At 51.3% G+C, this 25,515-nt stretch carries 26 protein-coding genes and 2 pseudogenes; 7 read left to right on the top strand and 21 right to left on the bottom strand.

Features of this window, described 5'->3' with window-relative positions; genetic code table 11:
• Positions 1–80 precede the first annotated feature (80 nt).
• The 5 genes from L6H98_RS25525 to L6H98_RS25505 form a co-directional block, all read right to left on the bottom strand.
• Positions 81–503, bottom strand: coding sequence for an OsmC family protein (locus L6H98_RS25525; protein ID WP_236420499.1), 423 nt, complete (start codon positions 501–503; stop codon positions 81–83).
• 32 nt (positions 504–535) lie between these two features.
• Positions 536–1,282 (bottom strand): amino acid ABC transporter ATP-binding protein, encoded by a 747-nt coding sequence (locus tag L6H98_RS25520; RefSeq protein ID WP_236420498.1) that lies wholly within the window; start codon positions 1,280–1,282, stop codon positions 536–538.
• A 14-nt stretch (positions 1,283–1,296) separates the two neighbouring features.
• Positions 1,297–1,941 carry an amino acid ABC transporter permease gene (locus L6H98_RS25515; protein WP_236420497.1) on the bottom strand — a complete coding sequence of 215 codons (645 nt, stop codon included), beginning with the start codon at positions 1,939–1,941 and terminating at the stop codon, positions 1,297–1,299.
• Positions 1,942–1,971: 30 nt separating this feature from the next.
• Positions 1,972–2,808, bottom strand: a complete 837-nt coding sequence (locus L6H98_RS25510) for a transporter substrate-binding domain-containing protein (protein ID WP_236420585.1) — start codon at positions 2,806–2,808, stop codon at positions 1,972–1,974.
• Between the two features lie 168 nt (positions 2,809–2,976).
• Positions 2,977–3,609 carry a TetR/AcrR family transcriptional regulator gene (locus L6H98_RS25505; protein ID WP_236420496.1) on the bottom strand — a complete coding sequence of 211 codons (633 nt, stop codon included), beginning with the start codon at positions 3,607–3,609 and terminating at the stop codon, positions 2,977–2,979.
• A 189-nt stretch (positions 3,610–3,798) separates the two neighbouring features.
• Between L6H98_RS25505 and bacA the strand changes: the two genes are divergently transcribed.
• Positions 3,799–4,641 (top strand): undecaprenyl-diphosphate phosphatase, encoded by an 843-nt coding sequence (gene bacA, locus L6H98_RS25500; RefSeq protein WP_236420495.1) that lies wholly within the window; start codon positions 3,799–3,801, stop codon positions 4,639–4,641.
• Positions 4,642–4,725: 84 nt separating this feature from the next.
• Here bacA and L6H98_RS25495 read toward each other — a convergent pair whose 3' ends face one another.
• The 5 genes and pseudogenes from L6H98_RS25495 to L6H98_RS25475 all read right to left on the bottom strand — a co-directional run bounded on the left by L6H98_RS25495 (position 4,726) and on the right by L6H98_RS25475 (position 8,231).
• Entirely contained in the window at positions 4,726–4,911 is a 186-nt protein-coding gene (locus L6H98_RS25495) for a hypothetical protein (protein WP_236420494.1), read from the bottom strand.
• A 171-nt stretch (positions 4,912–5,082) separates the two neighbouring features.
• Positions 5,083–5,427: pseudogene (locus L6H98_RS25490) on the bottom strand (thioredoxin family protein); the annotation flags it as partial.
• A 76-nt stretch (positions 5,428–5,503) separates the two neighbouring features.
• Positions 5,504–6,412 (bottom strand): aldo/keto reductase, encoded by a 909-nt coding sequence (locus L6H98_RS25485; protein WP_236420492.1) that lies wholly within the window; start codon positions 6,410–6,412, stop codon positions 5,504–5,506.
• A 419-nt stretch (positions 6,413–6,831) separates the two neighbouring features.
• Positions 6,832–7,575, bottom strand: coding sequence for a 2,3-diphosphoglycerate-dependent phosphoglycerate mutase (gene gpmA, locus L6H98_RS25480; protein ID WP_236420491.1), 744 nt, complete (start codon positions 7,573–7,575; stop codon positions 6,832–6,834).
• 71 nt (positions 7,576–7,646) lie between these two features.
• On the bottom strand, positions 7,647–8,231 hold the full coding sequence (locus L6H98_RS25475; RefSeq protein ID WP_236420490.1) for a DUF420 domain-containing protein: 585 nt from the start codon (positions 8,229–8,231) through the stop codon (positions 7,647–7,649).
• Between the two features lie 376 nt (positions 8,232–8,607).
• On the opposite strand from L6H98_RS25475, the gene L6H98_RS25470 reads away from it, so the two are divergent.
• Both L6H98_RS25470 and L6H98_RS25465 read left to right on the top strand, forming a co-directional pair.
• Positions 8,608–9,804, top strand: a complete 1,197-nt coding sequence (locus tag L6H98_RS25470; RefSeq protein ID WP_236420489.1) for a cation:proton antiporter — start codon at positions 8,608–8,610, stop codon at positions 9,802–9,804.
• Between the two features lie 315 nt (positions 9,805–10,119).
• Positions 10,120–10,774, top strand: a pseudogene (locus L6H98_RS25465) (transcriptional regulator).
• A 294-nt stretch (positions 10,775–11,068) separates the two neighbouring features.
• Here L6H98_RS25465 and L6H98_RS25460 read toward each other — a convergent pair.
• From L6H98_RS25460 to L6H98_RS25415, 10 genes are all read right to left on the bottom strand, one after another.
• Entirely contained in the window at positions 11,069–11,554 is a 486-nt protein-coding gene (locus tag L6H98_RS25460) for a DedA family protein (protein ID WP_236420488.1), read from the bottom strand.
• Between the two features lie 13 nt (positions 11,555–11,567).
• Positions 11,568–12,122, bottom strand: coding sequence for a CDP-diacylglycerol--serine O-phosphatidyltransferase (pssA, locus tag L6H98_RS25455; RefSeq protein WP_236420487.1), 555 nt, complete (start codon positions 12,120–12,122; stop codon positions 11,568–11,570).
• A 19-nt stretch (positions 12,123–12,141) separates the two neighbouring features.
• Complete coding sequence (locus L6H98_RS25450) at positions 12,142–13,905, bottom strand: HAMP domain-containing sensor histidine kinase (protein ID WP_236420486.1); 1,764 nt, start codon at positions 13,903–13,905, stop codon at positions 12,142–12,144.
• Positions 13,902–14,582, bottom strand: a complete 681-nt coding sequence (locus L6H98_RS25445) for a response regulator transcription factor (RefSeq protein WP_236420485.1) — start codon at positions 14,580–14,582, stop codon at positions 13,902–13,904. Before L6H98_RS25445 ends, L6H98_RS25450 begins: the two co-directional genes overlap by 4 nt.
• 227 nt (positions 14,583–14,809) lie before the next feature.
• On the bottom strand, positions 14,810–15,625 hold the full coding sequence (thiD, locus tag L6H98_RS25440) for a bifunctional hydroxymethylpyrimidine kinase/phosphomethylpyrimidine kinase (protein ID WP_236420484.1): 816 nt from the start codon (positions 15,623–15,625) through the stop codon (positions 14,810–14,812).
• Positions 15,626–15,730: 105 nt separating this feature from the next.
• Positions 15,731–16,429: an ABC transporter permease gene (locus L6H98_RS25435; RefSeq protein WP_236420483.1), complete on the bottom strand. Its 699-nt coding sequence runs from the start codon at positions 16,427–16,429 to the stop codon at positions 15,731–15,733.
• Positions 16,422–17,345: an ABC transporter ATP-binding protein gene (locus tag L6H98_RS25430; RefSeq protein WP_236420482.1), complete on the bottom strand. Its 924-nt coding sequence runs from the start codon at positions 17,343–17,345 to the stop codon at positions 16,422–16,424. The genes L6H98_RS25435 and L6H98_RS25430 overlap by 8 nt, the downstream gene beginning before the upstream one ends.
• A gap of 145 nt (positions 17,346–17,490) precedes the next feature.
• Entirely contained in the window at positions 17,491–18,423 is a 933-nt protein-coding gene (locus L6H98_RS25425; RefSeq protein ID WP_236420481.1) for a sensor histidine kinase, read from the bottom strand.
• On the bottom strand, positions 18,420–19,145 hold the full coding sequence (locus L6H98_RS25420; RefSeq protein WP_290371492.1) for a response regulator transcription factor: 726 nt from the start codon (positions 19,143–19,145) through the stop codon (positions 18,420–18,422). The genes L6H98_RS25425 and L6H98_RS25420 overlap by 4 nt, the downstream gene beginning before the upstream one ends.
• A 190-nt stretch (positions 19,146–19,335) precedes the next feature.
• Positions 19,336–20,178, bottom strand: a complete 843-nt coding sequence (locus L6H98_RS25415) for a DegV family protein (RefSeq protein ID WP_236420480.1) — start codon at positions 20,176–20,178, stop codon at positions 19,336–19,338.
• A 305-nt stretch (positions 20,179–20,483) separates the two neighbouring features.
• Between L6H98_RS25415 and L6H98_RS25410 the strand changes: the two genes are divergently transcribed.
• The 4 genes from L6H98_RS25410 (at position 20,484) to L6H98_RS25395 (ending at position 23,844) form a co-directional block, all read left to right on the top strand.
• A complete protein-coding gene (locus L6H98_RS25410; protein ID WP_236420479.1) occupies positions 20,484–21,260 on the top strand; it encodes an ABC-2 family transporter protein in 777 nt (258 codons plus the stop codon).
• Positions 21,257–22,057: an ABC-2 family transporter protein gene (locus L6H98_RS25405; RefSeq protein ID WP_236420478.1), complete on the top strand. Its 801-nt coding sequence runs from the start codon at positions 21,257–21,259 to the stop codon at positions 22,055–22,057. Before L6H98_RS25410 ends, L6H98_RS25405 begins: the two co-directional genes overlap by 4 nt.
• A gap of 21 nt (positions 22,058–22,078) precedes the next feature.
• Positions 22,079–23,047, top strand: coding sequence for an ATP-binding cassette domain-containing protein (locus tag L6H98_RS25400; protein ID WP_236420583.1), 969 nt, complete (start codon positions 22,079–22,081; stop codon positions 23,045–23,047).
• 119 nt (positions 23,048–23,166) lie between these two features.
• On the top strand, positions 23,167–23,844 hold the full coding sequence (locus L6H98_RS25395; RefSeq protein WP_236420477.1) for a succinylglutamate desuccinylase/aspartoacylase family protein: 678 nt from the start codon (positions 23,167–23,169) through the stop codon (positions 23,842–23,844).
• Positions 23,845–23,955: 111 nt separating this feature from the next.
• On the opposite strand, the gene L6H98_RS25390 is transcribed toward L6H98_RS25395, so the two are convergent.
• Complete coding sequence (locus L6H98_RS25390; protein ID WP_236420476.1) at positions 23,956–25,482, bottom strand: glycoside hydrolase family 32 protein; 1,527 nt, start codon at positions 25,480–25,482, stop codon at positions 23,956–23,958.
• Positions 25,483–25,515 lie beyond the last annotated feature (33 nt).

The raw sequence follows: 25,515 nt of genomic DNA, 5'->3' as shown, positions 1-25,515 counted from the left end.
TATCATACCATATCCTGAAAGCAAAGAGGCCGCCACTGCCATGGCGACCTCGTTATGCATTTATTTATTGCCCCTACACATTATGGGCGCGGCGTTTCCACGCCGTTCAAAATGAGGATGGGATGAATGTCCGCGCTGAGGGACGCGGAGACCGCGCAATATTTTTCTTCGGCCATTTGGATCGCTTTCCAAATCCGGTAGTCCGGAATATCTCCATCCACGCGGAAAATCAGGTCGATCGACGTAAACCCTTTGGGCATGCCTTCACTGCGCGTGCCTTGTGCTTCGATCTCGATGGATGAAATTTTGTCGAGGAAGGCATCCAGAATCATCGTGATGTCGATGCCCATGCAGCCGCCCAGGCCCGCAAGCAGCAATTCCATAGGGGTGGCTCCTTTTCCGTCGCCGCCGTATGCAGCCGTGGCATCCAAACCTACGGGGTAACCTGAAGGTCCTTCAGAGACGAAGGCGCGTTTGCCTTTCCATACCGTTGTTACGTTCATGTTGTTGTCCTTCTTTCCCTATTATAATAAATTCAAAATTCCGTCATCTGTTGTAAAAATCGGCGCGTGCGCTCCTGCTGCGGACGTTCGAAGAAATCCTTTGGGTTCGCTTCTTCCACAATGACGCCATCGGCCATGAACACGATTTTGTTCGCGACGTTGCGGGCGAACTTCAATTCATGAGTCACGACAAGCATGGTCATGCCTTCCTGCGCCAGCTCCTTCATGACGGATAACACTTCGCCGACAAGCTCGGGGTCAAGCGCCGAGGTCGGTTCGTCGAACAGCATGACTTCCGGCTCCATCGCCAGCGCCCTGGCAATCGCCACGCGCTGCTGCTGCCCGCCGGACAATCGCGAAGGATAGGCATCCTGCTTCTCAAGCAGGCCTACCCGATCCAGCAGCATGCGCGCACGGGCGGCCGCTTCGTCGCGTTTCACTTTTTTCACCGTGACGAGCCCTTCCATGACGTTGCCAAGCACAGTTTTATGCGGGTACAGATTGAATTGCTGAAACACCATGCCTGTACGGCGCCGGATATCCTGCACGCGGGCGCGCTGGGTTTTCGGCGCATCCTTGCTGTCCACAACGATGCCGCTGACTTCGATCCGCCCGCCGGTCGGCTGTTCAAGGCCGTTGATGCAGCGCAGCAATGTGCTCTTGCCCGAGCCGCTCGGTCCCAGCAGCACGACGATGTCTTTGGCATTGACATGCATGTTAATATTTTTGAGCACTTCATTTTGATTAAAGTGCTTGCTTAATCCCGTTATGTTAATCACCGGTACTCCCCCATTCAGTAAGCCCGGGCCAACCGGCGCTCCACCTGTTCCAAGATGGCCGAGAAACCGATGCTCATTATCCAATAAATTACGCCGATCGCCAAATAGAACGGCATGTTCACATAGTACTGCGATACGAGCAGCTGCGCGGAGCGAAGCAATTCGGTGACGCCGATGGCGGCCACGAGCGACGTTTCCTTCAGCATGCCGATGAAGGTATTCCCCATCGGCGGGATCGCGATGCGGACCGCCTGCGGAAACACGATCCTCCACATCGTTTGGGATCTCGACATGCCGGTAGCATATGCCGCCTCGCTTTGCCCTTTAGGGACAGCCTGAATGGCACCCCGGAACGTTTCAGACAGGAAGGCCCCTGCGTTCAGACTGATAGCAAGACAAGCCGCCGTGAGTGATCCCAGCGTGACACCGTAATCCACCAACCCGTAATATATGACGAATAATTGCACCAGCAGCGGGGTTCCCCGCATGATGGATACATAGAAGCGGGCGATCAGCCTGAGCCACACCGGACCTTTCAAGCGGGCGATGGCTACTAATATCCCGATAAAGAAGGCAAAGAACATCGATATTACCGTGACGTACAGCGTGTAATACGCCCCCTTCAGAAAGAAGGGGATATTTTCAAATACCAGTTCCATGGATCAAACTTCCCTTCGTCCTGCATGTTTTTACTTCGCAGGCTCTTCCCCGAACCATTTTTTGAAAATGGTCTTGTACGTGCCGTCATCCTTCATGGCTTTCAGAGCTTCGTTCACTGCAGCTACCAGTTCCGGATTGTTTTTGCGGACCGCGATGCCGGCCTGATCGCTTTTAATCGCTTCCCCTACCGCTTTGATCTGGAATCCGTTCTCGTCCACGATCGGTTTGAGGGCGTACATGTTGTTGATGGTTGCATCGATTCGGCCTGCATCAAGATCCTTCAAGGAAGTGATGACGTCATCGTAGGTTTTGATCGTGAAGTCTCCGACTTTCGGCAGCACTTCATTGCGCAGATACGATTCATCGTTGGTGCCAAGTCCGACGCCGATCGTTTTTCCTTTGAAATCCTCCAGCTTGGCGATGTCGTTGTTCGTCTTTTTCACGATGATTTTAACTTCGTTCGTAATGTATGGATCGCTGAAATCCAGCGCTTTCTTGCGTTCATCCGTAATCGTCATCTGGCTGACGATGGCATCCAGCTTTTTGGATTGCAGGCTTGGGATCAGTCCAGAGAATTCCTGGGAAACAAACTCGACCTTAACGCCGATGCGTTTGGCTACCTCGCGCGCGATATCCGCGTCGAAACCGTCCATTTCCTTTTTATCGTTCAAGAAGTTGTACGGAGGGTATGTACCCATCATGCCTACCTTCATGACACCGGCCGATTTGATCTGCTCCAGTTCATTGGCGGCTTTGGCCTCGTTGCCGGTTCCGCTGTTGGACGTTTTGCTGCCACATGCGCTAAGTACCAGCACGGTCAACAGCAGCAGGGTCGTCGTCAGTGTCCAGCCTTTGCGATGTTTGATTCCATCGGATTTCGTACGAATATTCATGGGATTAACTTCCTCTCATTCATGTTGTTAATGATCTTGGGCCAAGTTCATTTGGCCATCAAAGGTGACGGGACGGGACATTAGCATTATTCCCCTTGCCCGGCTGAATCATGTAAACCTTGGAACGCTGCATACGTCCCGCTATGAACCGAGCAAACCGTAGAACTCAAAACTTGCCGCCTCGGAAGCAAGAGCTTCCGGGCTAATGTGCCCTACGTCTGTGTGCAGTTCATCGGAGCCGAATAACCACCGTGTAATCATGCCTTCAATCATGCTTACAAGCAGCGCCGCCCTGACGGGAACATTCATCGTCTTTGGCAGCATGCCAAGTTCGATCGCACGTTCCATATTGTGTCGAAATGCCTTTTCCACCGCTCCACGTGTATCTTCCACAAGATGGCTGACCGATTCTTCTCTCACAATGCCGCGCAAGAGCAGTTCCATGAAATAACGATTTTCTGCGGCAAACGTAAACAAATCGATGAACAGACGTTCGGATGCCTTCACCATGTCTTCGATGCTTCCCGCATCCTTGCGGTATCCTTGGCCTATGGCCTCTAGCAGTTTCTCCCGCCCGGTCAGAACGATCTCCTCTGCGATGGCTGCCTTGCTCTTGAAATGCCAATAGAACGTTCCTTGAGCGACGCCGGCTTCGCGCACAATATCCGATATTTTGGTCTGTTGGTATCCCTGGACGGCAAAACGCTCCGTGGCAATTCGAATAATCTGGTCGCGGCGTTCTTCGCCCGGTTCCATTGGGTTGACTTTGGACATTTGAAATCCTCCCGATTGATCAGTCAGTCAATAGTAATATCCTATTGGATAACTGGGTTTTTGTCAATATGGTTTTAATTGCATAATTTCCTGCATATGTTGAAGTTAGAGGCGTTTCTGATCATAATAGATGTTAGTCTGGTTCAGCATGCGATTTCTGGACTGGCATTGTCAAGCAGGACAGGCTTTATGCCGTCGTCTGCATTTCAAGGAGGAAGAGCATTGGATATTTTATCATCGATTATTATGGGCATTATCGAAGGTTTGACTGAGTTTTTGCCCGTGTCCTCGACCGGACACATGATTCTGACTGCCCACCTGTTGGGCTTATCGGAGGACAACGAGTCAGTCAAAACGTTTGAGGTGGTGGTTCAACTCGGGGCCGTGCTTGCTGTAGTGGTGTTATATTGGAACAAATTCATCGATATGTTCCGCTTCACCGGGGGCAAGCGAAGTTATGGCAATCGTTTGAATCTCCTCCACATCTTCTTGGCAATGGTTCCTGCGGTGGTGATCGGTCTGGTCTTCCGGGATTGGATCAAGGCTCACCTGTTTGGACCGCAAACGGTCTTGTACAGCCTTGTTATCGGCGGGATCCTGATGATCGTGGCCGAGCTTTGGAGCAAACGCAGCCGCCGAATTACGACGCATGACGTCGATGATATTACCTATACCCAGGCATTTGTTGTAGGCCTATTTCAAATTTTAGCCCTGTGGCCGGGCTTTTCCCGCTCCGGATCGACCATCTCGGGCGGTTTGTTCGCCGGAATAAGCCGGGTCGCCGCAGCCGAATTCACCTTTCTCGTATCCGTGCCGATTATGTTCGGTGCCACAGGTTATGATCTATACAAGAGTATGGACCATTTGGCCACGACGGATTTCCCGGTGTTTGCCGTTGGTTTTATCGCCGCATTCATCGTAGCCATGCTGGCCATCAAAACGTTCCTTTCCGTTCTGAAGCGTTTGAGCCTTTCCGTATTCGCGGCGTATCGTTTCGTGCTTGCAGCAGTCTTTTTCTTCATCTTGATGTAACGCAAATGGCGGCCTTCGTTCCTTTCGGAACGCGGCCGCTATTTCATTGTTCTCCTATAGCTACAAATATATGTATACGACAAATTACGACCACTTCTTGGCTTGAACTTCCTTTCTCGACTTGCGGTACTCCAACCTTCGAAGCAGATTAAAGCGGTTCCGCTTCCTCTCCTCCAACATTTGCCTCATGCCTCGAATCAACAAACGGTATCTCAGATCGTCTTCATGGCTCAACTGATGCATTTCTTGAAAAAAAACTTTATTCATCATTGTCTCTCCCACTCCACAATTCTGTCTATACTCTATTCATTATATAGATACGTACTAAACAAAATCTCAACATAGCTCGTTTCTTGTCGAGAACTGCCTTTTTGAGTCGGAAAATAAAAAAACAAAAACCGCCTGAATGTAACTTTCAGGCGGTTTTTGTTCTCGCATGATTTATACTTTGGATTCCAGTGTCTCCAAATACTCGGAAATTTGTGCCGGGGTTTTTGCCCATTTGCTGTGAAGGTGAGCAAGCTTTTGTCCATCCTTGAACACCAGCAGGCTCGGGATGCCCCGTACGCCGTTTTCTTCAGCGATCGGCTGGAATTTCTCCGCATCCATGGCATAGAACGTTTTGTCTGCATGCTGATCGATGACGTCACCGATAAAACGGTCGAGGTTTTTGCAATCCGGGCACCAGGTCGTGTCGAATTTGATGACGGTCAGGCCGTCTCCTTGAATCAATTCCTGATATTGTTGTTCGCTTTGAATACGTTCCATAGGTTCTTCACTCCTTGATTGGTTTTTCTGATTTTAGGGTGCTGCCTTCTCATTGTACCTCTTTTGGTTACAATTGAAAACAGGCCTGCGTTGATCATCGATGCTGCGTGTACCGATTCGCCGGACGAATCGCTTGAATCTCTTCGATTTCGGCCGACGTAAGCGGTGCTGCATCCGCTGCCGCAATGTTGTGCAGCAGCTGTTCCCTTGAACTTGCACCCGGCACGACTGCAGCAACTGCCGGGTGAGCCAGCGCATACCGTATGGCCGTCTGGGCCATGCTCCGCTGTTCGCTTACAAACCGGGCGAGTCCTTCGCGAATGGCGAGCAGCTCTGCTGGCGTGTAGTCCAAGTACCCTTTTTCCACTTTGGTTGCCCCAGAATCGGCAAGCACGCCGCTGGCAACCGGGCCGCGCGCAATCACGCTGATCCCGTTCTGCTTCAGCAGGGGCAATACTTCTTCTTCGGCACGGCGGTCTGCCACGCTGTACTGATTCATTACGCTCGCAATGGATGCTCTGCGCACATATTCCCGAATCACGTTGGGGCGTATGGAGGAGATGCCGTAATAACGGATTACGCCTTCCTGCTTCAACTCCTCGAACGCCTCGATCGTCTCTTCGATCGGATCGTCGAGGGTTCCTCCGTGCAGTTGATACAAATCGATATAATCCGTCTTCAAACGCTTCAAGCTCTCATGAACCGCAGACTTGATATAAGCCTTGGACGGATCCCAAACCCAACCTTCTTTCCCGGGGTGACGCCGATTGCCTACCTTGGTAGCGACGATAACCCGATCGCGGCGGCCCTGGATGGCCTGTCCCACGATTTCTTCGTTCCGCCCGGCATCGTACAAATCCGCCGTATCCAGCAGGTTAACCCCACGATCCAACGCTTCATGGATAAGAGCCACCGCAGGCCCCATCTCGGTTCCGAGCGACATGCAGCCCAGGCCGATTTCTCCAACCATCAGCTCTGATGAACCCAATCGGTTTTGCTTCATTATGGTTCTTCCCTCCCATACGTTGCCTCATTTTGCACCATTCGATCCCATTCGATTTCTATAGAAACCTGCATTAATCAATTACACAAGGCCACTGCGAGTGCAGTACCATCTTCCGATCGCTGTTATCCCCAGATTTTTTTGAATCCCCTTACTACGGGGAAAATCCGGTGATAAGCCTATGCTTCCGATGCAGCTTTCTTTCAGAAAGCTTTTAGGCGACCGCTTCGCTTCTCCAGATTGGTTCTGCCTCTCCGTTAACGTGTGTATGTTTTTTGCGGTTTATATAGCGGGATACTTTGTTGCTCTACAGGTAACCATTGTAACATTGTTCATTGCAAAAATCGCTTCATTCGAAACGAAAAAGCAGCCTGTCCGACGAATTGCCGGGCAAGCTGCGGTTATGTGTTCCTTTTCCATCAATCCGTTGGCGTGGCTGCATGGGTCATTTCTTCGTGTTTATAAGTGGAGCCGTCCGCAGTCAGGTAGAAATGACCTGTCGGATGAAGATCATCATCAAGCTCATATACGAGCGGAATGCCTGTCGGAATGTTCAAATCCATGACGTCCGCTTCCGACATCTGATCCAGATGCATGACCAAGGAGCGGAGCGTATTGCCGTGAGCGGAAACCAGCACTCTTTTGCCCGATGCCACTGCCGGTTTAATCTCATTTTCCCAATAGTCCAGTACCCGCTTGGACGTGTCCATCAGGTTTTCGGTACGCGGAATGGTGCAGCCCAGCCGGGAGTATTTGTCCTGATCCTGCAAATAACGCTCATCGTTACCATCCAAGGGCGGCGGGGAAACATGAACGGAACGTCTCCATTCCCGAACCTGATCTTCCCCGTATTTGAGCGCGGTTTCCTGTTTGTTGAGCCCTTGGAGAGCGCCATAATGACGCTCGTTGAGCTTCCACGTTTTGGTGATCGGAATCCACATCCGGTCCATCTCGTCCAGCGCGATATCCAGCGTTCGGATGGAACGTTTCAACACAGAGGCATACGCGCAATCGAAATCAAAGCCCTGCTGCTTCAAAATCCTTCCCGCCTTGCGGGCCTCACCGTAACCATCCTCGGTCAAATCCACATCGGTCCAGCCTGTAAACCGGTTTTCGACGTTCCACATGCTCTGTCCATGACGAATCAAAACGATCCGGTGCATCGTCGCGTTCCCTCCTTCCGAGCCTCATCTTTCATTGACTTAAACTTTTGGTGTGGCAATGTATCTCTCCATCAATAGTAAGGTGCCATCATCAGGTAAACAACGACTCCCGTGGAACTGACGTACAGCCAGATCGGCATCGTCCAACGGGCAATTTTGCGGTGCTTCTGCAATTGGTTCGTCCAGCCCCACACCAGCGTAAAGAGTGCAAGCGGAACGATAATGGCCGCAAGGACGCTGTGCGTGATCAGAATGAAGAAATAAATGGAACGAATGATACCCTCTCCACCATATTTGGACGTCTCTGGAGAGAGATAGTGGAAGCTCAGATACGTCACCAGGAATAATAACGTGGTCGAAAACGCGGCCAGAATAAAACGTTTGTGCAGCTTCACGTTCCGCTTGATGATGGCGATCAGCGCCGCAAGCAAGAAAATGAAGGTGAAACTGTTAAACACCGCATTGAAGCGCGGCAGCACCGTAATATCGAAGTTGATGTCACCCTTGTAACCGATCGACGGCGCAAAAAACAGCAATAAAATAATGACATTGGCAAGAATGGAAATCGTGATAATGATGCCTGCAAAGTTTTTGTTCGTTGTCGGGGCCGGGGTATTGGCCTTCTTGCTCGGGTCCCCTTGATCATATTTGCCCAATGCAAAATCCTCCTCATATGCTACATCTATGCTCTATGTCATTATATCTTGCCAATTGTCGACTGTTAAGTGACAACACTTCGAACAAACCAGGCGGTATCCAGCATTTAATCTGCCCTTTTCTAGCGAATTCCATCCAAAGGTGCACTGGCCGTTTTGCCTTTAGCATCGTTATATGGTATAATTGAATAAATCACATATGAGCGTTAGAACTGGAGGAGCCTGTCACCAAGGGCTTCTCTTTGTCTTTTTCAGGGCATGTAGAGGCACTCACTTGAGCGTCGTTTTACATGCTTTTTTTATTTGAGAGAAACGCGCAATGAATGCATGTCCTTGGTACAGGTTATTTTAATAACGCTGCAGGAAGGAGCATTTCATGGAATTCATTTTGGTATTGGCCCTTATTTTAATATTCACCAAACTTGCCGGCGATTTATCGGTGCGTCTTGGCCAGCCCTCTGTGTTGGGAAAATTGATCGTTGGCGTGATTCTTGGGCCTGCATTGCTTGGCTGGGTAGAGAACAGCGATTTCATTCATTACATGGCCGAAATCGGCGTTCTGCTGCTGATGTTCATTGCCGGTCTTGAAACAGACCTCGAACAGCTGAAGAAAAACTGGAAGGCCGCCTTTGCCGTTGCGGTTGGAGGCGTGATCCTTCCGTTCATCGGAGGTTATGGCTCCGCTCTTGCTTTCGGCATGACGCAAGCGCATGCCTTGTTCTTCGGCTTGCTCTTCTGCGCCACGTCGGTCAGCATTTCGGTGCAAACGTTGAAGGATATGAATCAGCTCGGCTCTCGCGAAGGAACGACGATACTCGGTGCGGCCGTGGTGGACGATGTGCTTGTTGTTGTTTTGCTTGCCGTCATGATGAGCCTATTGGGGACTGGGACAGGTGCCGAAGAGGTATCCATCGCGTTATTGATCGGCAAAAAGCTTTTGTTTTTCGTGGTGGTCATCGCCGCAAGCGTCTTCCTTGTCCCGCGCGTCATGAAATGGATGGCGCCGCTGCGCGTCACCGAAACCGTCATTACGGCAGGTTTGATTATTTGTTTCGGTTTTTCTTACTTTGCCGAATGGATGGGCGTAGCCGGAATCATCGGTGCATTTGCGGCAGGTATTGCCATCTCGCAAACCGGCTTCAAACAAGAGGTAGAGCATAAAATCGAGCCCATTGCCTACAGTATCTTCGTGCCCGTATTCTTTGTCAGCATTGGGCTTAACGTTACTTTTGAAGGTGTAGGTTCACAAATCGGCCTGATCGTCGTCATCAGCCTCGTCGCCATCGTCACGAAGCTGCTCGGGGGCGGTGCAGGCGCCTTATTAACCGGATTCGATCGGAAGTCGGCGCTGGCCATCGGTTCAGGCATGATTTCCCGGGGAGAGGTTGCCCTGATTATCGCATCGACGGGGCTTGCCTCCGGACTGCTGGACAGCCAGTATTTCACAAGCGTCGTCATTATGGTGATTGTGACCACTCTGGTAACGCCGCCGCTGTTGAAATTGACGTTTGCGAGGAAAATAGGGACGGATCGGATTGAAGAAGACGTTAAACAGTCCGGTGTTCACGGATAACTTTTAAGCGACTGCTTCGCTTCTTCCCCCCCGTATTAAGCATTCGCAATTGGACTCTGCTGAGAGACGATGTTATTGTCAATATGCTTTGTTACAGCTATACTGGATCTATCATATAATCCGGTCGTGAAGCACACGCCGCTTTGACATATATCCTTACCTTCATGGGTGAGGTGATTGTCGGAGCGGCTTTTTGCGTTCATGTTTATTGGCACGAGCGCTCGATGGTGCAGAACGCCGCAACCGTAGACGGTAGATGAGAGTGGAGTAGAACATCATACGATCCAAACCATATGAAGGAGTTGAACAAGTTCAATGGCCATTGGTTTTGAGGAAAACTATGAGAAATGGTTACAATCGTTGTTGGCCGGAAAGACCAACCCGAGAAGGAGGACAAGAATTGAAAACGGTCTGGAACATGGCACGTTGGAGTTTTTACGCAATGTCTGGTTTCCGGCTGTTCGAAGCTTCAGATCACTTGCAGCCTGAAGGGGAGGTACGCGACTTTCACAACGGTTATCGATATCTCGATTTGGCCTACCTGCCCGGTAACGGTGTCAAAGGGGGCATCGAAATCCAGGGATATGGACCTCATGCCCGCGATCTGGACGTTCGCCGTTTCAAGGATTTATGCTGGAGGCATTGTCTGCTCACATTAGATGGTTGGACCTTTCTACCGATTGCGTATCTCTCCATTAAGGACGAACCTAAACGGTGCCAACAGCTGGTGCTGGCGTTTATCGGCAAATTTGCAGCGACCGAGGCGCCCTTGGCGCTGAATTGGGTCGAAGCAGAAACCGTGCGGTTTGCCAGACGTTTGCTGCGTCCCTTTACGCCGGCTGAGTTGGCTGCCCATTTGAGAGTGACCGACCAGCATGTGCGCCGAATTCTGCACAGTATGGTGGATCAACAGGTTCTGGAAGTAGCCAACGGCCAGGAAAGGTACCGTACCTATATGTTACGAACCTGAGACACCTTATTCCCTGCTTCTCGTGCAGGCTCATTTTCTAACGAACTTTAGACACGTTATTTGGGAGTTAAATGTATTTCTCTGGCCCAATACTCCAAATAGCGACGCTCAGGTTCGTTAGAAGTATTAGCGCCCCTAAAACATATAATTAAGACGCCTCATGTTCGTTAGGGTTTGGGTAGCTGATTCGCGTTCACACGGGTAGGTTTATATCAACTATAAACCGAAAACAAAAAAGACCACTCCGTATAAAAAGAGGTCTTTGTCCTTGCCGCATACATCAGCTTGTCCATATCAAGTAATGACGCCTACGTAAAATCCGATCGAAATAAACACCACGCACCATATGAACGCACCAATGCCGGATACGACAACGTATCTACCCAAGGCCATACGGCTTATTCCTGAGAAGCAGCACATCAAATGGCGAATGCCGGGAATGAAGTATCCAAGAATGATCGACCAGTATCCATATTTCTGAAACCAGGTCTCTACCCTGATCAAACGTTTGGGGTTAACGCCGATCCATTTGCCGTACTTTTCCACCAAGGGCCTGCCTGCTTTTTTGCCGATGGTGTAGCTGAGCAGCCCGCCGGTAAAGGCCCCTCCAAAGCTGACAACGATGGATGCGGAATAATTCAAGACCGAGATCGAGGCGAGATAACCGACAAAGGTCATCATCACCTCATCCGGGATTGGCATGCCGATGACGCCAAGGGCCAGCAGTCCGTAAATGGCAAAGTAGCCGTACTGGCCGATAAACTCTTTTGCTAACTCCATACTGTGTCGCTCCTTACCTCTTGCTTCGATTCCACGAGATCCTTCTCTCTTGCGGGGCTAACACCTGTTTCAATGATGGAAAACGAATTTGGCTAACCATTAGTGCGGATAAAACGACAATAACCAGGTAAGCGACACCATGCGTAAAATACGGACTCCAGAGGGCGAAAAAGGACATCAACCCGCCCGCAAACGTAATCGGCATGCCGACAAAACCGTTCGTTGCCGTCTTCTGGCAATTGTAACGCGCCAAACGAAGCGCACCGCATACCGGGAACAATGCCGTCAGTGCCATGCCCAGCACACCCACGCTGCCCATGGAATTCAAATATAAAATCAGCACCGGGGCTGTCCCGAAGGATACGACATCCGCCAGAGAATCCAGCGCTTTGCCGAAGTCGCCCTCACAATGCAGTTTACGTGCGGCAAAACCGTCAAACAGGTCAAAAAACATCGCAACCCAAATCATCGTAACCGCCAGCGCGAATTCGCCATGAATGGCCATGATGATCGCCAGCATGCCCGAAGCCAGATTGCCCAGCGTTAAAATGGACGGTAAAGCTTTCATAGACTAACTCCCTTTCGTACTAATCATTAGGAAAAATAATATAAAAACGAACTCCATCAGGCGTGTTTTCCACGCCGTAGCTGCATCCGTGCAGGTCAAGAATTTGCTTCGCAATGGCCAGACCCAGACCGGTCCCGCCCATTTTGCGATTGCGGGAGCGCTCCACGCGGTAGAACCTCTCCCAAATATATTGGCGATCGGCTTCCGAAATGCTTTCTCCTTTGTTCTCGATGGAAATGCGCACCCGGCCTTCAAGCCTGTTGATTTCAATCATAATATCGGTTTTCGGCACGGCATGGCGGATCGCGTTCATTAACATGTTGTATATGACTTGCTCCAGTTTGCCTCGATCCCCTTCCACCGTCTGTTCCGTTGTGGCAGCCAGCACCACGTCCAAATGTTTTTCTTTCAGCTGCGGGCCAAGCCGCCCGGCAATATCTTCAACCATGTCCACAAGGTCGACCGCTCCCATCGTTAACTTGATCGCTTGCGATTCCAGCCGAACGAGATCAAGCATCTCTTCCACCATCGTCTCCATCTTGGCGGCCTCATCGGCGATGATTTCGATGTAGCGTTCTTTTTTGCTTTCGCTCACACCATCCTTAAGGCCTTCAGAATATCCTTTGATGATGCTAAGCGGCGTTTTGAGCTCATGGGACGCATCGGCGAAAAATTCCCGCTGCCGCTTTTCGATACGCTGCTTCATTTCCATGTCTGATCGCATTTGGCTGTTGGCCTGCCGCAGTTCCTTAAGCGTCTGGTCCAGCGTTGTCGACAACGCGTTCAGACTATCGGACAGGCTGCCGATTTCATCGTTGCGCCGGATGGGCGACCGTACGGTGAAATCCAGCGTGGACATTTTTTTGGCCACATGGTTCAGCGAAAGCAGCGGTTTCGTAACAATCCGGGATAATAACAGGGACAGGAACACAATCAACACGACGGCTGCAATTCCGAAATAGGCATAGAACAACTGCGTTGCTTCGCCGGCCTCTCTCATTTCCTGCAAAGAGGTCAACGAAAACAACAATTGGTTTGGGGAACCGTTGCTGCTGTGCACGGCAGCGATGGTGATAACATTGCGCACGCCGCTCCAGCTGTCGGTCCATTCCTCACTGATCATTTTCCCATCTGCCAGGCTGAGCTGATCTTCCGTCGACAAAGGAAAGCGGCTGTCCAGTGCCTGCACCAGCAAACCCTGCCGCTGGCTCCAGGTGGACAGATTCGGAAGAACCACTTCCGTAATGACGCCTTTCCAATCTTGAACGGGCTCCCCCAATTCCTGAAAATCCTCAATCCCCCACACGGTGGAACTGTCATCCCTGATCTTGAAAGGATAGACCATCGTATCGTCCTGGGCGGCACTCGCCGGACCCGTCACGGTCAACGGCTTCCCGAATCTCAGGTGCGTGGCAATCCATCCGGCATTTTCGCTGTTGATGAACAACGACAAAGATACTTTGATCTTGCTCCCGTCTTCCAGTTGCAGGGTAACGTGAAAAGGATCGTTTACCAGTTTGCCGGTCTTTGTCAGGATGACGAGATGCGACTGGCTTTGTCGCATGAATCTCCCCGTTTCCTTTGCCAGCTGCATGTCGCTCCATCCGCCCGCTGCATATTGGCGTTCGAAGTTGGCGAGTTTTTTCTTGACGCTGCTGATCTTCTGATGCTGATAAAAATCGGGAAACCAGGCCAGTTGGGCAACCATCGTCGTTCCGTATAAAAGAATAAGAAAGCCCGCCATGATCAGAAACAGCTTGATCGTAATGCCGTTGCGTCTCATACCTCCGCCTCGAACCGGTATCCGGTGCCGATGACGGTCCGGATGCATCTCGCTTCGTCCCCAAGCTTGCTGCGCAGCTTCTTGATATGGGTATCCACCACCCGGGAATCGCCGTCGAAATCGAATCCCCATACCCGATTCAATATGGCGTCACGGGATAACACGATGCCTTGATTGCGTGCCATGTAGAGCAGCAATTCATATTCTTTGGGCGCAAGCTCGATCTCCGCCCCGTTCTTCTCCAGCCTTCTTGCCCATGGGTCCAACACGGCTTCGCCGAAACGAATGACGCCCTGCTCCCTGCTGAGCGCGCCTTCCACCCGTTTCATTAGCGTCTCTGCCCGTGCGACCAGCACGCGTGGGCTAAAAGGTTTAGTCACATAATCGTCCACGCCAAGATGGAAGCCATGAATTTTGTCATCATCCTCTGACTTTGCCGTCAGCATGATAATAGGTACGGTCGATTTGGAACGAATATGCCCGCATAACGTCCAACCGTCCATTTCCGGCATCAGTACGTCGAGAATGACAAGGTCCACCTGGTGAAGTTCAAACAATTCCGAAGCTTCAACTCCGTTCTCCGCTTCGATCACGTTCCATTGTTCTTTTATGAAATAATCGGCCACAATCTCGCGAATGCGGCTCTCGTCTTCCACCAGAAGCACTGTTCTGACCATGACCGACTCTCCTTTTATCTTTCTTTCATTAACATAACGAGTCCATGTGTCGTTCATGTGTCCTCTCCAATGAAGGAAGGTATAATGATGTATACGAATAATACATGTAAGAAGTTACTAATTTAACCAAGGCTCCGCACAAAAAAAGGTTGTCAACGAGCCTGCCTGCCCATTGACAACCACCACATTCGATCCCTTTTTCTCAGGTTTGCTTCTAATTACGGCGTCTATCCGTTCTGTTTATCCAAACGGTGCGCCATATGCAACGTCGGGCCGACAAAACGATTCAGCGGGAATCCTCCGGCAATCGCTTTGGTTACGAAGGCTTTTCCTTCGCGAACGGCGTCCTTCACGGACAATCCGCGTGCCAGGCCTGCGGTTATTGCCGCAGAAGTGGTGCAGCCCGCGCCATGCGTATAACCGGAGCCCACGACATCGGCTTCAAACCATTCGTAGTTTTTACCGTCATAAAGAAGGTCCATCGCTTTTCCCGGATTGATCACGCCTCTGTCCTTAATCAGGACGTGCTTTGCTCCGTGATCGTGAATGGCGGCGGCAGCCTCCTCCATTTTCTCTTTGGAACGGATCGGACCACTCTTGGCCAATTGCGAAGCTTCGAACAGGTTCGGCGTCACCAGATCGGCGCCAGGCAGCAAAAATTCGATCATGGCTTCCGTATTTTCGGGTTGCAGCACTTCATCCGTGCCTTTGCACACCATAACAGGATCAATGACGATCTGCGGCAAACCGCTGCGGCGAACGTGTTTGGCCACGAGCTCGATAATATCGACGGAACCGAGCATGCCCGTTTTCATGGCATCAAAGCCGATGCCGTCCAGGACCGTGCGAAGCTGCGCTTCCACCACATTCAGCTCCACCGGGAAAACCTGGTGATCCCATGTCTCGGGTTCCATAGCTACAACCGTCGTCAGCACGGTCATGCCGTAAACGCCAAGCTCCTGGAATGTTTTTAAATCAGCTTGTATTCCTGCACCGCCGCTCGTATCCGAGCCGGCAATAGTCAATGTTTTTGGAATTGTCATGATAGTCGCATTCTCCTTCGTGGTTCAGTTGACCTTATCCTATCCCTTGTAAGAGCGGATGTCAATGGCCTCAGAAGCCCGCTGGAGAAGGGGTTTCCCCGGATTTCAATGCACGTCCTTCATCTCCAGGCGATGCATGGACATCGAAGCAATCCACAGCCCAACGAGGCCAAGCGCAACAGGAATCACGATGATCGTATTGATGGATACGGAAGGACCGTTAACGCCCGAGCACACGACGAAAACAAGCAGGACGGAAGCAACGATCGTCGATGTCGCCGAATGTTTGCGCATGCCGAAAAATAAAGGAATGAGGGCCATTGCCGCGGCCGAAAGCGAACTGATTGTGTATTTTACCAACAGCAGACCGATCTCTTCCATAGTTACCGAGTCGCCGATAAATGGATAATAATGATTGACCGTCATCAAGGCAGCCCCCATCAGCAGGTCGGTAAACAGGATCATGGCAAACGTGAAGGCAAAAACGATGATCAATTTGGCGGCAATCAGCTTATGGCGTTTAATCGGATAAGTAAACATCACGCTCATCGTTTTATTTTTGTATTCACTGATGATCATCCTGGACAGCAAAGCCCCCGCAAAAACGATATACACTGCCCTCGAAAACGTATCAATTAGGATGAAGGAAACAGCATGCGTTGAAAACGCGTAGTCTTCTGCTCCCCAATCCACAATTCCAATCATGATTAAAAAAGCGAGAATGATCGAATTCGCAATAGCTGCGTACATAAAGTTCCGGGAGAACCGATGTTTGCGCCATTCCAGTGAAATCAATTTAAGCAACGTCATCATCCCCCTTTACCAAGTTGATGAAGTGCTCCTCCAAAGAGTGTGCCCGTTTGAAGACCGATTCAATCGCCACGTCATGCCGGACTAACCTTGTTGTCAGGTCTGCCGGGGACAGGCCCGGATCGTACACGCGCAAAGTGCGCTCATTCAACAGCTTGTAATTGTTCAGCTTCAACTCGTGTTCCATCACGTAAGCCGCCCTGCTGGCATCGACGACCTGCAATTCAATGTACTCCCCATGCGTGGTGCGAATTTCCTCCATCGACACTTCCTCGATCAGCCGCCCGCGTCGAATGACGCCGACCGTGTCTGCCATCTGTTCGATCTCGCCGAGGATGTGGCTGGAGATGATCAGCGTAATCCGGTATTCCGAACGAAGCATCTTGAACAACTCGCGCAGTTCCTTGATGCCGATCGGATCAAGACCGTTGATCGGTTCGTCCAGAATAAGGAGTTCAGGTGTGGTGATCAGCGCTCTCGCTATGCCTAGCCGTTGTTTCATGCCCAGCGAGAAATCCCGGACCGGCTTATTACCCGTATCTTTCAGGCCCACCGTCTCCATCATGCTGCCAATAACCTGTTTGTTGTGAAATCCCATGTATTCGCAATGCAGCTCCAGGTTTTCCCTTGCGGAAAGCTTGTCGTAGAAAACAGGATATTCGATGATGCTGCCCATACGTTTGAGAACTTCATACGAAGATGGGGTCAACTTTTCCCCGAACAGTTCGATTTCGCCGCCCGTCGGTTTCACGAGATTGGTCAACATTTTCATCAGTGTTGTTTTGCCTGCCCCGTTCGGACCCAGCAGCCCGTAAATTTCGCCCTGTTTGATATTCAGGCTGACATTGGATACGGCCTCTGATCCTTCATAAGCTTTGGTCACGCTAATCGTGCGCGCAATATATGTCATCGTTCTCGCATTCTCCTTTGGTACAGTCCCCGGCGGGTCGTTATATCTGTATTATAAAGAGAGAAACCGTCATTTCTATTACTCGAAACTTACAAAAATCTTAAGCTCGGCATCATATCTCCCTAACAAAAACCCCGCGGGGCATCTAACCGCCCTGCAAGCAAACGGAAAATACGGTTTCCTCATGCGGAACGCTGTGCAAACCGATGCTTCCGCCCATGCGCTCCACAAGCCGTTTGGTGATGGTCAAGCCGAGACCGCTTCCCTGATAGAGCCGGTTTCGGGAATCTTCCAGCGTGTACATTCGCTCAAATACGTGATCGTGCTCCCGTTCGGGAATGCCCCTTCCCTGATCGCGGACGCTGATAACGACCGTTCCGTTTTCCTGCTTATCGACCGACAGACCAAGCACTTTACCGTCTGCCCCGTATTTCATGGCATTGGTCACGAGATTATCGAGCACACGTTCAAGGGCCTCTTCGTTGGCTCTGACGAACACGTCCTCATCGGGAATGGACAGCTCGACCTGCATTTCCAAGTTTGTCAACAACTCGTAAAACGAAAGCACCTTCAATCGGCACAGCTCGCTGGCATTGACCCGGTCCATAGTTAACTCCACATCCCCCGACTCCAGCTTGGCCAGGTTAAAAAAGGAAAGAATCAGGCGCAGCACCTCTTGCGTTTTGTCATGCAGCTTGGCGGTCATCGCCGCCCGTTCGGCTTCGGTAAGCTCCGTACGGTGAAGCAGCGTTTCGCTGTAACCGAGCACAACGGTAAGAGGCGTTTTCAAATCATGCGAAATGTTGGAGAGCATATGGCGTATTTCCTTTTCCTGATTGGCATAACGCGCGCCTGTCCGGTGTGCGTGGTCCAGCAGCAAGTTGACGTCGGTCAGAATTTGCCTGATCTGAGGGTCGCTGCTGAACAGCAGCACCCTCTCGTAACTGCCTTCGTTAAGAATGGATGCCACTTTGTCGTGGATGTAGGTTAACTGCCGAGATCGTTGATGAAGTTTGGTCGCCAAGATCGCAACGACCAGAACCAGAACGGTGCTGAAGCCGCATACCACCCAGATCACCCCTGCCCCACCTCCAGTTTGTATCCGATGCCCCACAGCGTTTTAATATATTGGGGCTCAGACGGGTCGGCCTCTACCTTCTCCCGCAAACGGCGCATGTGCACATTGATGATATTTTCATCGCCATAGTACATGTCCTCCCACACCGAAGCGTAGATTTGCGCCTTTGTATACACTTTGCCCGGATGGGCAGCGAGCAGTTTCAAAATGCCGAATTCCTTGGATGTCAGCTTTACAGGTATGCCGTCGCGTTCTACTTCATACGTTTCCAGATCAATGACAAGCCCGCCAATGGAAATACGTTCCGATTTTGATTTTTCGGTTGCGGCCGGCGCCTGTGCTCCGGCATAGTTGGCCCGGCGAATCGCCGCTTTGATCCGGGCAGTCAATTCGATAAGCGAAAACGGCTTCGCCACATAATCGTCAGCGCCGAATCCCAAACCAAGCGCCTTGTCCACGTCTCCATCCTTGGCAGATAAAATCAACACGGGTACCAAACTAACGGCGCGGATGGCCTGAAGAACATCCATCCCGTTTTGATGCGGCAGCATGAGGTCAAGAATGACCAGATCGAAATCCTTCTGCCGATCCATAAACAACTTCTCCGCCTCCAGTCCGTCATATGCATAGTGCACCTCATAGCCCTCATTTTCCAAATAAGGTCCCACCATCTCGCTAATCGAGCGATCATCCTCTACTAGCAGCAATCGATAAGCCGGCACAAAATCCCCCCAACAAACGTTTTCTCTAATTACCGCACAGTTTGCGAAAATTGGCAATGAACGGCTGCATCACAACATCAGCATATCGATTCTGCTCTCCAGAATAAAGATGCAAAAACCCGGGGCACGCTTGTCGGGAAGCGATTCACCGGGTTTAAATCGGATACTTCATATCGTTAATCTTTATGCACTATGCCTTTTCGCTGCGAATCCAGCACATGCCGATGGTTCCCGCACCTGCATGGATGCCTACAACGGAGATGAACGGCATGATCTCGGTTTTCAGTTTGGGCAGAAGGGACGCGATCTGCTGTTTGATGGACAGTGCTTCCTCGTGATTATCGGCATGCATGATGCAAACATGCTTTATTTTCTCCATATCCAGTTTGAGCACGTCCAGAATGCGCTGCTTGGCGCGTTTGAACGTACGGATTTTATCGTTGACCACCACTTTGCCTTCCTCAAAGCGCAGCAGCAGATGAATCTTGAGCAGCTGGCTGAGGAGCAATTGCGTTCCGGATACCCTTCCGCTTCGATGAAGCTGTTGCAGGCTGGCCGGAATGATATAAAAAGACATTTGTTCGATCATGCCTTCGATGTGCGATTTGATCTCGGAGGCGGTGCAGCCTTTTTTCTGCAATTCCAGTCCGGCCAAAATCATTTCCCGAAGAGGGTACGCCCCTGCCATGGAGTCAATTGCAGTCACCTCCACTTCCGCAATTTCCGCCGCTTGCATCGATGTGTTCAGCGTTCCGCTAAGGCCGGTTGAGCAATGTATGGCGATGATTTCGTCATACTCCCCCTTCAGCGATTCATATAAGGCAACGAATTCGCCTATGGGCGGCTGTGACGTGCTAGCCCGGGAAGCTCCGGCGAGCTTTTCGTAAAACTGCTCCGGCGATAGTTCCTCCGTCTCGCGGAAACATTCTTCTCCAAATACGATGCGCAGCGGCACAATATACACGTGGTTTTGCCGTGCGAAAGCGGGTTCGAGCGTGCTTGTGCTGTCGGTGACCCATGCAATTTTCTTCATGACATCCTTCTCTCTTGCCGGATTGGTGATCCTGCATTTTTTCTCCAATAGACATGCCCGGCTTGTTTTTTTGGGGGGTTAATCATTCATGGTGTAAACGATTACGGCCATACCCTTCCAGTATATAAGAACAGACCTGCCGCTGTCTTGCCGGCCATCGCGGAAGCGCTTCATAAATACCGTATTTTTCTAAAAAAATGTCTTGCCCGTGAAGGAATAAATTGGTATGATGTTATCCTTCTCTCTTTTTCGCCTTGACTGAAGTGAACGGAAACGCCGTTCAATACACTTATCGGAGGTGTCACATGCTTTATCTTACGTTGGCTTCCAAAGCCTACGCCCGAAATTTGCAATACCGCGGGGCCCACATGGTTCACAACCTGGCAAGCGCCATGTTTGGGTACATGTATGCCTGCCTCTGGATCGGGATCGGGGCCGATCATTCACTCGGGGAATACGGGACACAGGGGATGGTCAGTTACATTGCGTTTACGCAAGCTTCCCTCTGGATCTCGGGTTTCATGACTCAAGGCCTCGGTATACCGGCTGCGGTCAGGACAGGGCAGATTGCGCTCGACCTGATGCGACCGGTTCACCTGTTCACCCAATTGGTGGCTCGGGAATGGGGCCAAATCGCCTACCAGTTTTTGTACAAAAGCATCCCCATCTACTTGCTCTTCACCATTGTTTTTTCCCTGTCATGGCCTTCACAGGCCGAAACCCTGTTTACTGCAGCAATGGCTCTCGCCGGTGCGTCCTACCTGTCGATCTGCATGAATTACCTGATCGGGGCCACCGCGTTGTGGACGACCGAATCATCGTGGCTGCAATGGGGCAACCATGCCATGATCAATCTGCTGGCCGGATTTTTCATCCCGCTGGAATGGCTGCCGGACTGGCTGGAACGTGTTGCATGGGTGTCGCCTTATCCTTATTTGTTATATGTACCCACCCGAATCTATCTGGGCTATGAAAACGGCTCCCTGCTCTGGGGAACCTTGTTTTGGTGCGTACTTATGACCGGGTCCTGTCTGCTTGCCACCCATTTGCTGCGGCGCAAGGTGGAGGTGCAAGGCGGATGAAAAAGACATCCTGGTTTTCGTTATATACCATGCTCATTCGGGCAAGCATCCGCAGCCGGATGCAGTACAAATTCAACTTCATCCTCGCTTCTGTCCTGGCCGCACTGATTCAAATCTGCGAATTTCTCATGGTCGCCCTTGTCCTGCACAAATTCGGTGCCATTCGCGGCTGGTCGCTGCATGAAATCGGATATCTGTTCGCCATGATGACGCTGTCCAAAACGCTCTACCGCTCCTTCGCAAACGAAGTGCATCACCTGGAAAAATACCTGGTCGGCGGCGAATTAGACCAGCTGTTAACCCGGCCCATGCCCGTTCTCCTGGCGCTGCTTCCGCAAAACTTTCGCATTATGGCCGGCGAGGTGCTGCAGGGCGGTTTCATTCTGTGCTGGTCGCTCGCCGGCATGATGCAAAACGGACAGATTGGATGGACGGCCATCCCGCTATCCTTGCTTATGATCGTTACCGGGGCCGTGATCCTGTTTTCCATCGGTCTGGCGACCGCCACCCTTGGATTCTGGACGACACGCATCGAGGAACTGCAAACGATTACCGAGGATGCCGCACGTACGGCGGCGCAATACCCGCTGACGTTGTATCCCAAATGGATGTCAGGCTTCCTGCTGACGGTCATTCCCGTCGGTTTCGTCAATTACATTCCTTCGCTCTATCTGTTGCGTGGACAAGGAGGAGCGTGGGTATTGGCCGCTGTCGCTGCCGTTGCCGCAATCTGTCTGGCTGCCAGCCTCCGCTTCTGGAAATTCGGCATGACCAAATACCAAAGCACGGGAAGTTAAAGGAGGACATCTGCCATGAACATGATTACGGCAAACCAGTTGCAAAAGGAGTTTCGAACGCCAGTCGTGAGCGAAGGCCGCTTCTCCGGCTTGCGCACCCTGTTTTCAAGACAGTATCGCACCAAAGAGGCTGTGCGTGATATCAGCTTTGAGATCGCCCAAGGCGAATTTGTAGGGTATATCGGGCCCAACGGTGCAGGCAAATCCACCACAATCAAAATGCTGACAGGCATTCTTCACCCCACATCGGGGGAAGTTTTGCTGGCAGGCATGAACCCTCATCGCGAGCGCCGCAAAAGCGTGCGTCGCCTCGGCGTTGTATTCGGTCAGCGCAGCCAGCTCTGGTGGGACCTGCCGGTGAAGGATTCATACGACATTTTGGCTGAAATGTACGGGGTTCGTGCTTCCGACAAAAAACGGCGGCTGGACCAGTTCGCGGATCTGCTGGATCTGGAATCTTTCTGGGCTACGCCAGTCCGCAAGCTATCACTCGGACAACGCATGCGGGCCGATCTGGCCGCCTCCATGCTGCATGATCCGGAGCTGCTGTTTCTCGATGAACCCACCATTGGGCTCGACGTCAACGCCAAACGAAATATCCGTCAGTTTCTGAAAACATTGAATGAAGAATTCGGCAAAACAATACTGCTCACCACCCACGATATGGATGATATTGAGCAGCTGTGCAGCCGTGTCATGGTCATCAACCACGGCCAGCTTACGTATGACGGCAGCATTCCGGCACTGCGTGACACGATTGGCCTGCCTACGCTGATTCAAGTCACCTATCGCAATGGGTTCCGCAGGCCGCATACGTTACCTGCTTCGATTCACATCGCCAATGTGGAGGAACGGGTTGTCACGGTGGAAGTCAATCGGAAGGAATGGCGCACGATGGATATTCTGAAACAGCTGGAGCAATGGGGAGAGATTGAGGATGTCGAGATGAAGGAACCCGACTTCGAAGACATAATCCATCGCGTGTACTGAGCTATATCACAAGCGTTGTTCGGCGGAAGCCCGATCTGGTCAAATTGGGCTCCTGCCTGTTCATTTGCCGTTTCGAACATGGGGGACATGACGTACTGTAGTAGTGGAGGTGAAGCGTCATGTTGGTCACAAAACATAGACTTGCGGCATCTACCCCCTATGCCACTCCCTACTATATGGTTAGAGCAGCCAGGCCGGGGCCGGTCATGATGATTACTGCAGGCATTCATGGAAATGAAACGGCGAGCATGACGGCCGCGCAGAAACTGGTAAACGATTGCGATACGGAAAGCGATTACATTCGGCGCGGGTTGTTGATTGTCGTTCCACGGGTGAACCAACAGGCATACAGTCGCAAAATCCGCGGCAAACCGGACCTGAATCGCACCTTTCCGAGAAAAAAATCAGGCAAAGCGACTCATCCACTCGCTTCAGCGCTATTCAAGCTTGCTTTGAAACATCACCCGGACTGGTGGCTTGACCTGCATGAAGCGAATGGATTATCCCAATTAAGCCGAAACGTGCTTGGACAGACACTCATCACCAATCCAGGAAGCAGCGCAATTCCTGCCTGCAGAAGGGCGATTCAGCGAATAAACCGGACCATTCCCAGACGTGATCTGCATTTCAACTTAAAGCAGCACGAATTGCCGGGGTCTGCCCGTACCGCAGCAAACCTGGTCCTTCAGGCACGTTCCGTGACCGTTGAAACGTGCTGGAGTCTGAAACGTTCGGATCGTATCCAATATCAGTCGGAAATGCTGCATCACTTCCTTAAGGAAGCTCGCATGATTTAAATCTAAGCATGGCGAAACCGCTGCGCTTTAGCGTAACGTTTGTTCAACGATAAAACCACCGTCTCCATAACTATGGAAAGCGGTGGTTTTTTGAATACATGCGATACCTATTTAGATATTGAACTCCAGATTCCATTTGCAAAGCTCTATTTGCATGCAGGGTCCGACCGAGAAAGCCGAGATGCCTGTGGCATCCTGACCAGGATAGATGCGCGCCGTCATCACCTGCTCTCCCCCCTGAATAAATACTTCAACCGAAGAGACGTCCACAAAAATTCGCAATTCCAATCGCCCCTGCTGCAATTCAACCTGCGTTGCCCGTTCTCCACCTGGGCCGCTTCCAGCTCGATCCCGATTAAGGGAAAGCCTCTGCCGTTCCACATCATACGAAATAACCGTTTCCTGTCCGTGGCCTGTGCGCAGCTTTAATCCAAACTGCTCGGCTTGCCCGGCTTCAAACACAGCATGCAGTTCGTAACAATTCCCATGCATGCCTGGATCACATGTCCCATCCAGCGAGGCACGGTACTGCTCCATGCCTTCTGAACGATAACGCGTAAGCTCCGCGACGGGCATAAAATGCAATCGATCGCCCTTCAAGACAAGCTCGCGCGGCAAGGTCATTGCTCCAGCCCATCCGTGCCCTTGCTGCGTGGGTATATCCGTCTCCCAAGTCTCCATCCAAGCCATCATAATCCGGCGTCCTTGCTCATCCACCATCGTTTGGGGGGCGTAGAAATCAAACCCGCAATCCAGCGGATGGTATTGTTCATAGTCCAGCACGCCTCGTTCCACATCGAGGGAACCAACCATATATACTGTGGAATGCAAATTCCGATAGTTGTCCATCTGGGCCGGCATCCGCTGAGGAGACATGATTAGGACGTCCTTGCCACCAAGGGAAAACAGGTCGGGACATTCCCAATTGTCCCCAAGCGTTCCATCACTTTGCGCCAAAACGTTCACATAGCTCCATGTCTCGAGATCGTCAGAACGGTACAGCAGAATGACTCCCTGCCCTGCACCATCATTCGAGCCCAATACGCAATAATAGCTGGCATCGCGCATAAACACCTTCGGGTCCCGGAAATCCTTGGAGCTGGTATGCTGCGGAATCTGATCCACACGGATGACCGGGTTCAGCGGGCTTTTGACGAAATCAATGCCATTGTCCGATACAGCCAGATTTTGCGTTTGGATATAATCGTTCTCTTTGTCGGGTCCAGTTACGACATGTCCGGTATACAGGAGCACCAAATTCCCATCCTTCACAATGGCGCTTCCAGAGAAGCACCCTCCGCTGTCGTATGTCTGATCCGGAGCGAGCGCAATCGGCAGATAGGACCACTTCACCAGATCCTTACTTACGGCATGTCCCCAATGCATCGGCCCCCATACTGGCGAATATGGATAATGCTGATAGAAAACATGATAGAACCCGTTGTAATAGACCATCCCGTTAGGATCGTTCATCCACCCTGCTTCGGGCATCAAATGATAGTTGAGCCGGTATGTTGGGTCGATATGGCTGCGCTGGTCCGCAATATATCCATCGGCTTTCTCCCGCGTGTAACTCGGTTGTTCGTTCGCCTGCAATGGGCCAGCCCACGCTTTCTTTTCAGATGATTCCTGATTCATTAGCCTTCCACTCCTGTCTCTCTATGTGTATCA

It is taken from the genome of Paenibacillus sp. JJ-223, assembly GCF_927798175.1.
GTDB classification, from domain to species: domain Bacteria; phylum Bacillota; class Bacilli; order Paenibacillales; family Paenibacillaceae; genus Paenibacillus; species Paenibacillus hubeiensis.
The sequence above is the reverse complement of the archived record's forward strand: the minus strand, read 5'-3'. Positions and strand labels throughout refer to the sequence as shown.

Coding starts and splice junctions, on each gene's coding strand:
- L6H98_RS25525 (WP_236420499.1), bottom strand. CDS start 503: ATGAACGTAACAACGGTATGGAAAGGCAAACGCGCCTTCGTCTCTGAA.
- L6H98_RS25515 (WP_236420497.1), bottom strand. CDS start 1,941: ATGGAACTGGTATTTGAAAATATCCCCTTCTTTCTGAAGGGGGCGTAT.
- L6H98_RS25505 (WP_236420496.1), bottom strand. CDS start 3,609: ATGTCCAAAGTCAACCCAATGGAACCGGGCGAAGAACGCCGCGACCAG.
- bacA (WP_236420495.1), top strand. CDS start 3,799: ATGCCGTCGTCTGCATTTCAAGGAGGAAGAGCATTGGATATTTTATCA.
- L6H98_RS25495 (WP_236420494.1), bottom strand. CDS start 4,911: ATGATGAATAAAGTTTTTTTTCAAGAAATGCATCAGTTGAGCCATGAA.
- L6H98_RS25485 (WP_236420492.1), bottom strand. CDS start 6,412: ATGAAGCAAAACCGATTGGGTTCATCAGAGCTGATGGTTGGAGAAATC.
- gpmA (WP_236420491.1), bottom strand. CDS start 7,575: ATGCACCGGATCGTTTTGATTCGTCATGGACAGAGCATGTGGAACGTC.
- L6H98_RS25470 (WP_236420489.1), top strand. CDS start 8,608: ATGGAATTCATTTTGGTATTGGCCCTTATTTTAATATTCACCAAACTT.
- L6H98_RS25460 (WP_236420488.1), bottom strand. CDS start 11,554: ATGGAGTTAGCAAAAGAGTTTATCGGCCAGTACGGCTACTTTGCCATT.
- pssA (WP_236420487.1), bottom strand. CDS start 12,122: ATGAAAGCTTTACCGTCCATTTTAACGCTGGGCAATCTGGCTTCGGGC.
- L6H98_RS25450 (WP_236420486.1), bottom strand. CDS start 13,905: ATGAGACGCAACGGCATTACGATCAAGCTGTTTCTGATCATGGCGGGC.
- L6H98_RS25445 (WP_236420485.1), bottom strand. CDS start 14,582: ATGGTCAGAACAGTGCTTCTGGTGGAAGACGAGAGCCGCATTCGCGAG.
- thiD (WP_236420484.1), bottom strand. CDS start 15,625: ATGACAATTCCAAAAACATTGACTATTGCCGGCTCGGATACGAGCGGC.
- L6H98_RS25430 (WP_236420482.1), bottom strand. CDS start 17,345: ATGACATATATTGCGCGCACGATTAGCGTGACCAAAGCTTATGAAGGA.
- L6H98_RS25415 (WP_236420480.1), bottom strand. CDS start 20,178: ATGAAGAAAATTGCATGGGTCACCGACAGCACAAGCACGCTCGAACCC.
- L6H98_RS25410 (WP_236420479.1), top strand. CDS start 20,484: ATGCTTTATCTTACGTTGGCTTCCAAAGCCTACGCCCGAAATTTGCAA.
- L6H98_RS25405 (WP_236420478.1), top strand. CDS start 21,257: ATGAAAAAGACATCCTGGTTTTCGTTATATACCATGCTCATTCGGGCA.
- L6H98_RS25400 (WP_236420583.1), top strand. CDS start 22,079: ATGATTACGGCAAACCAGTTGCAAAAGGAGTTTCGAACGCCAGTCGTG.
- L6H98_RS25395 (WP_236420477.1), top strand. CDS start 23,167: ATGTTGGTCACAAAACATAGACTTGCGGCATCTACCCCCTATGCCACT.
- L6H98_RS25390 (WP_236420476.1), bottom strand. CDS start 25,482: ATGAATCAGGAATCATCTGAAAAGAAAGCGTGGGCTGGCCCATTGCAG.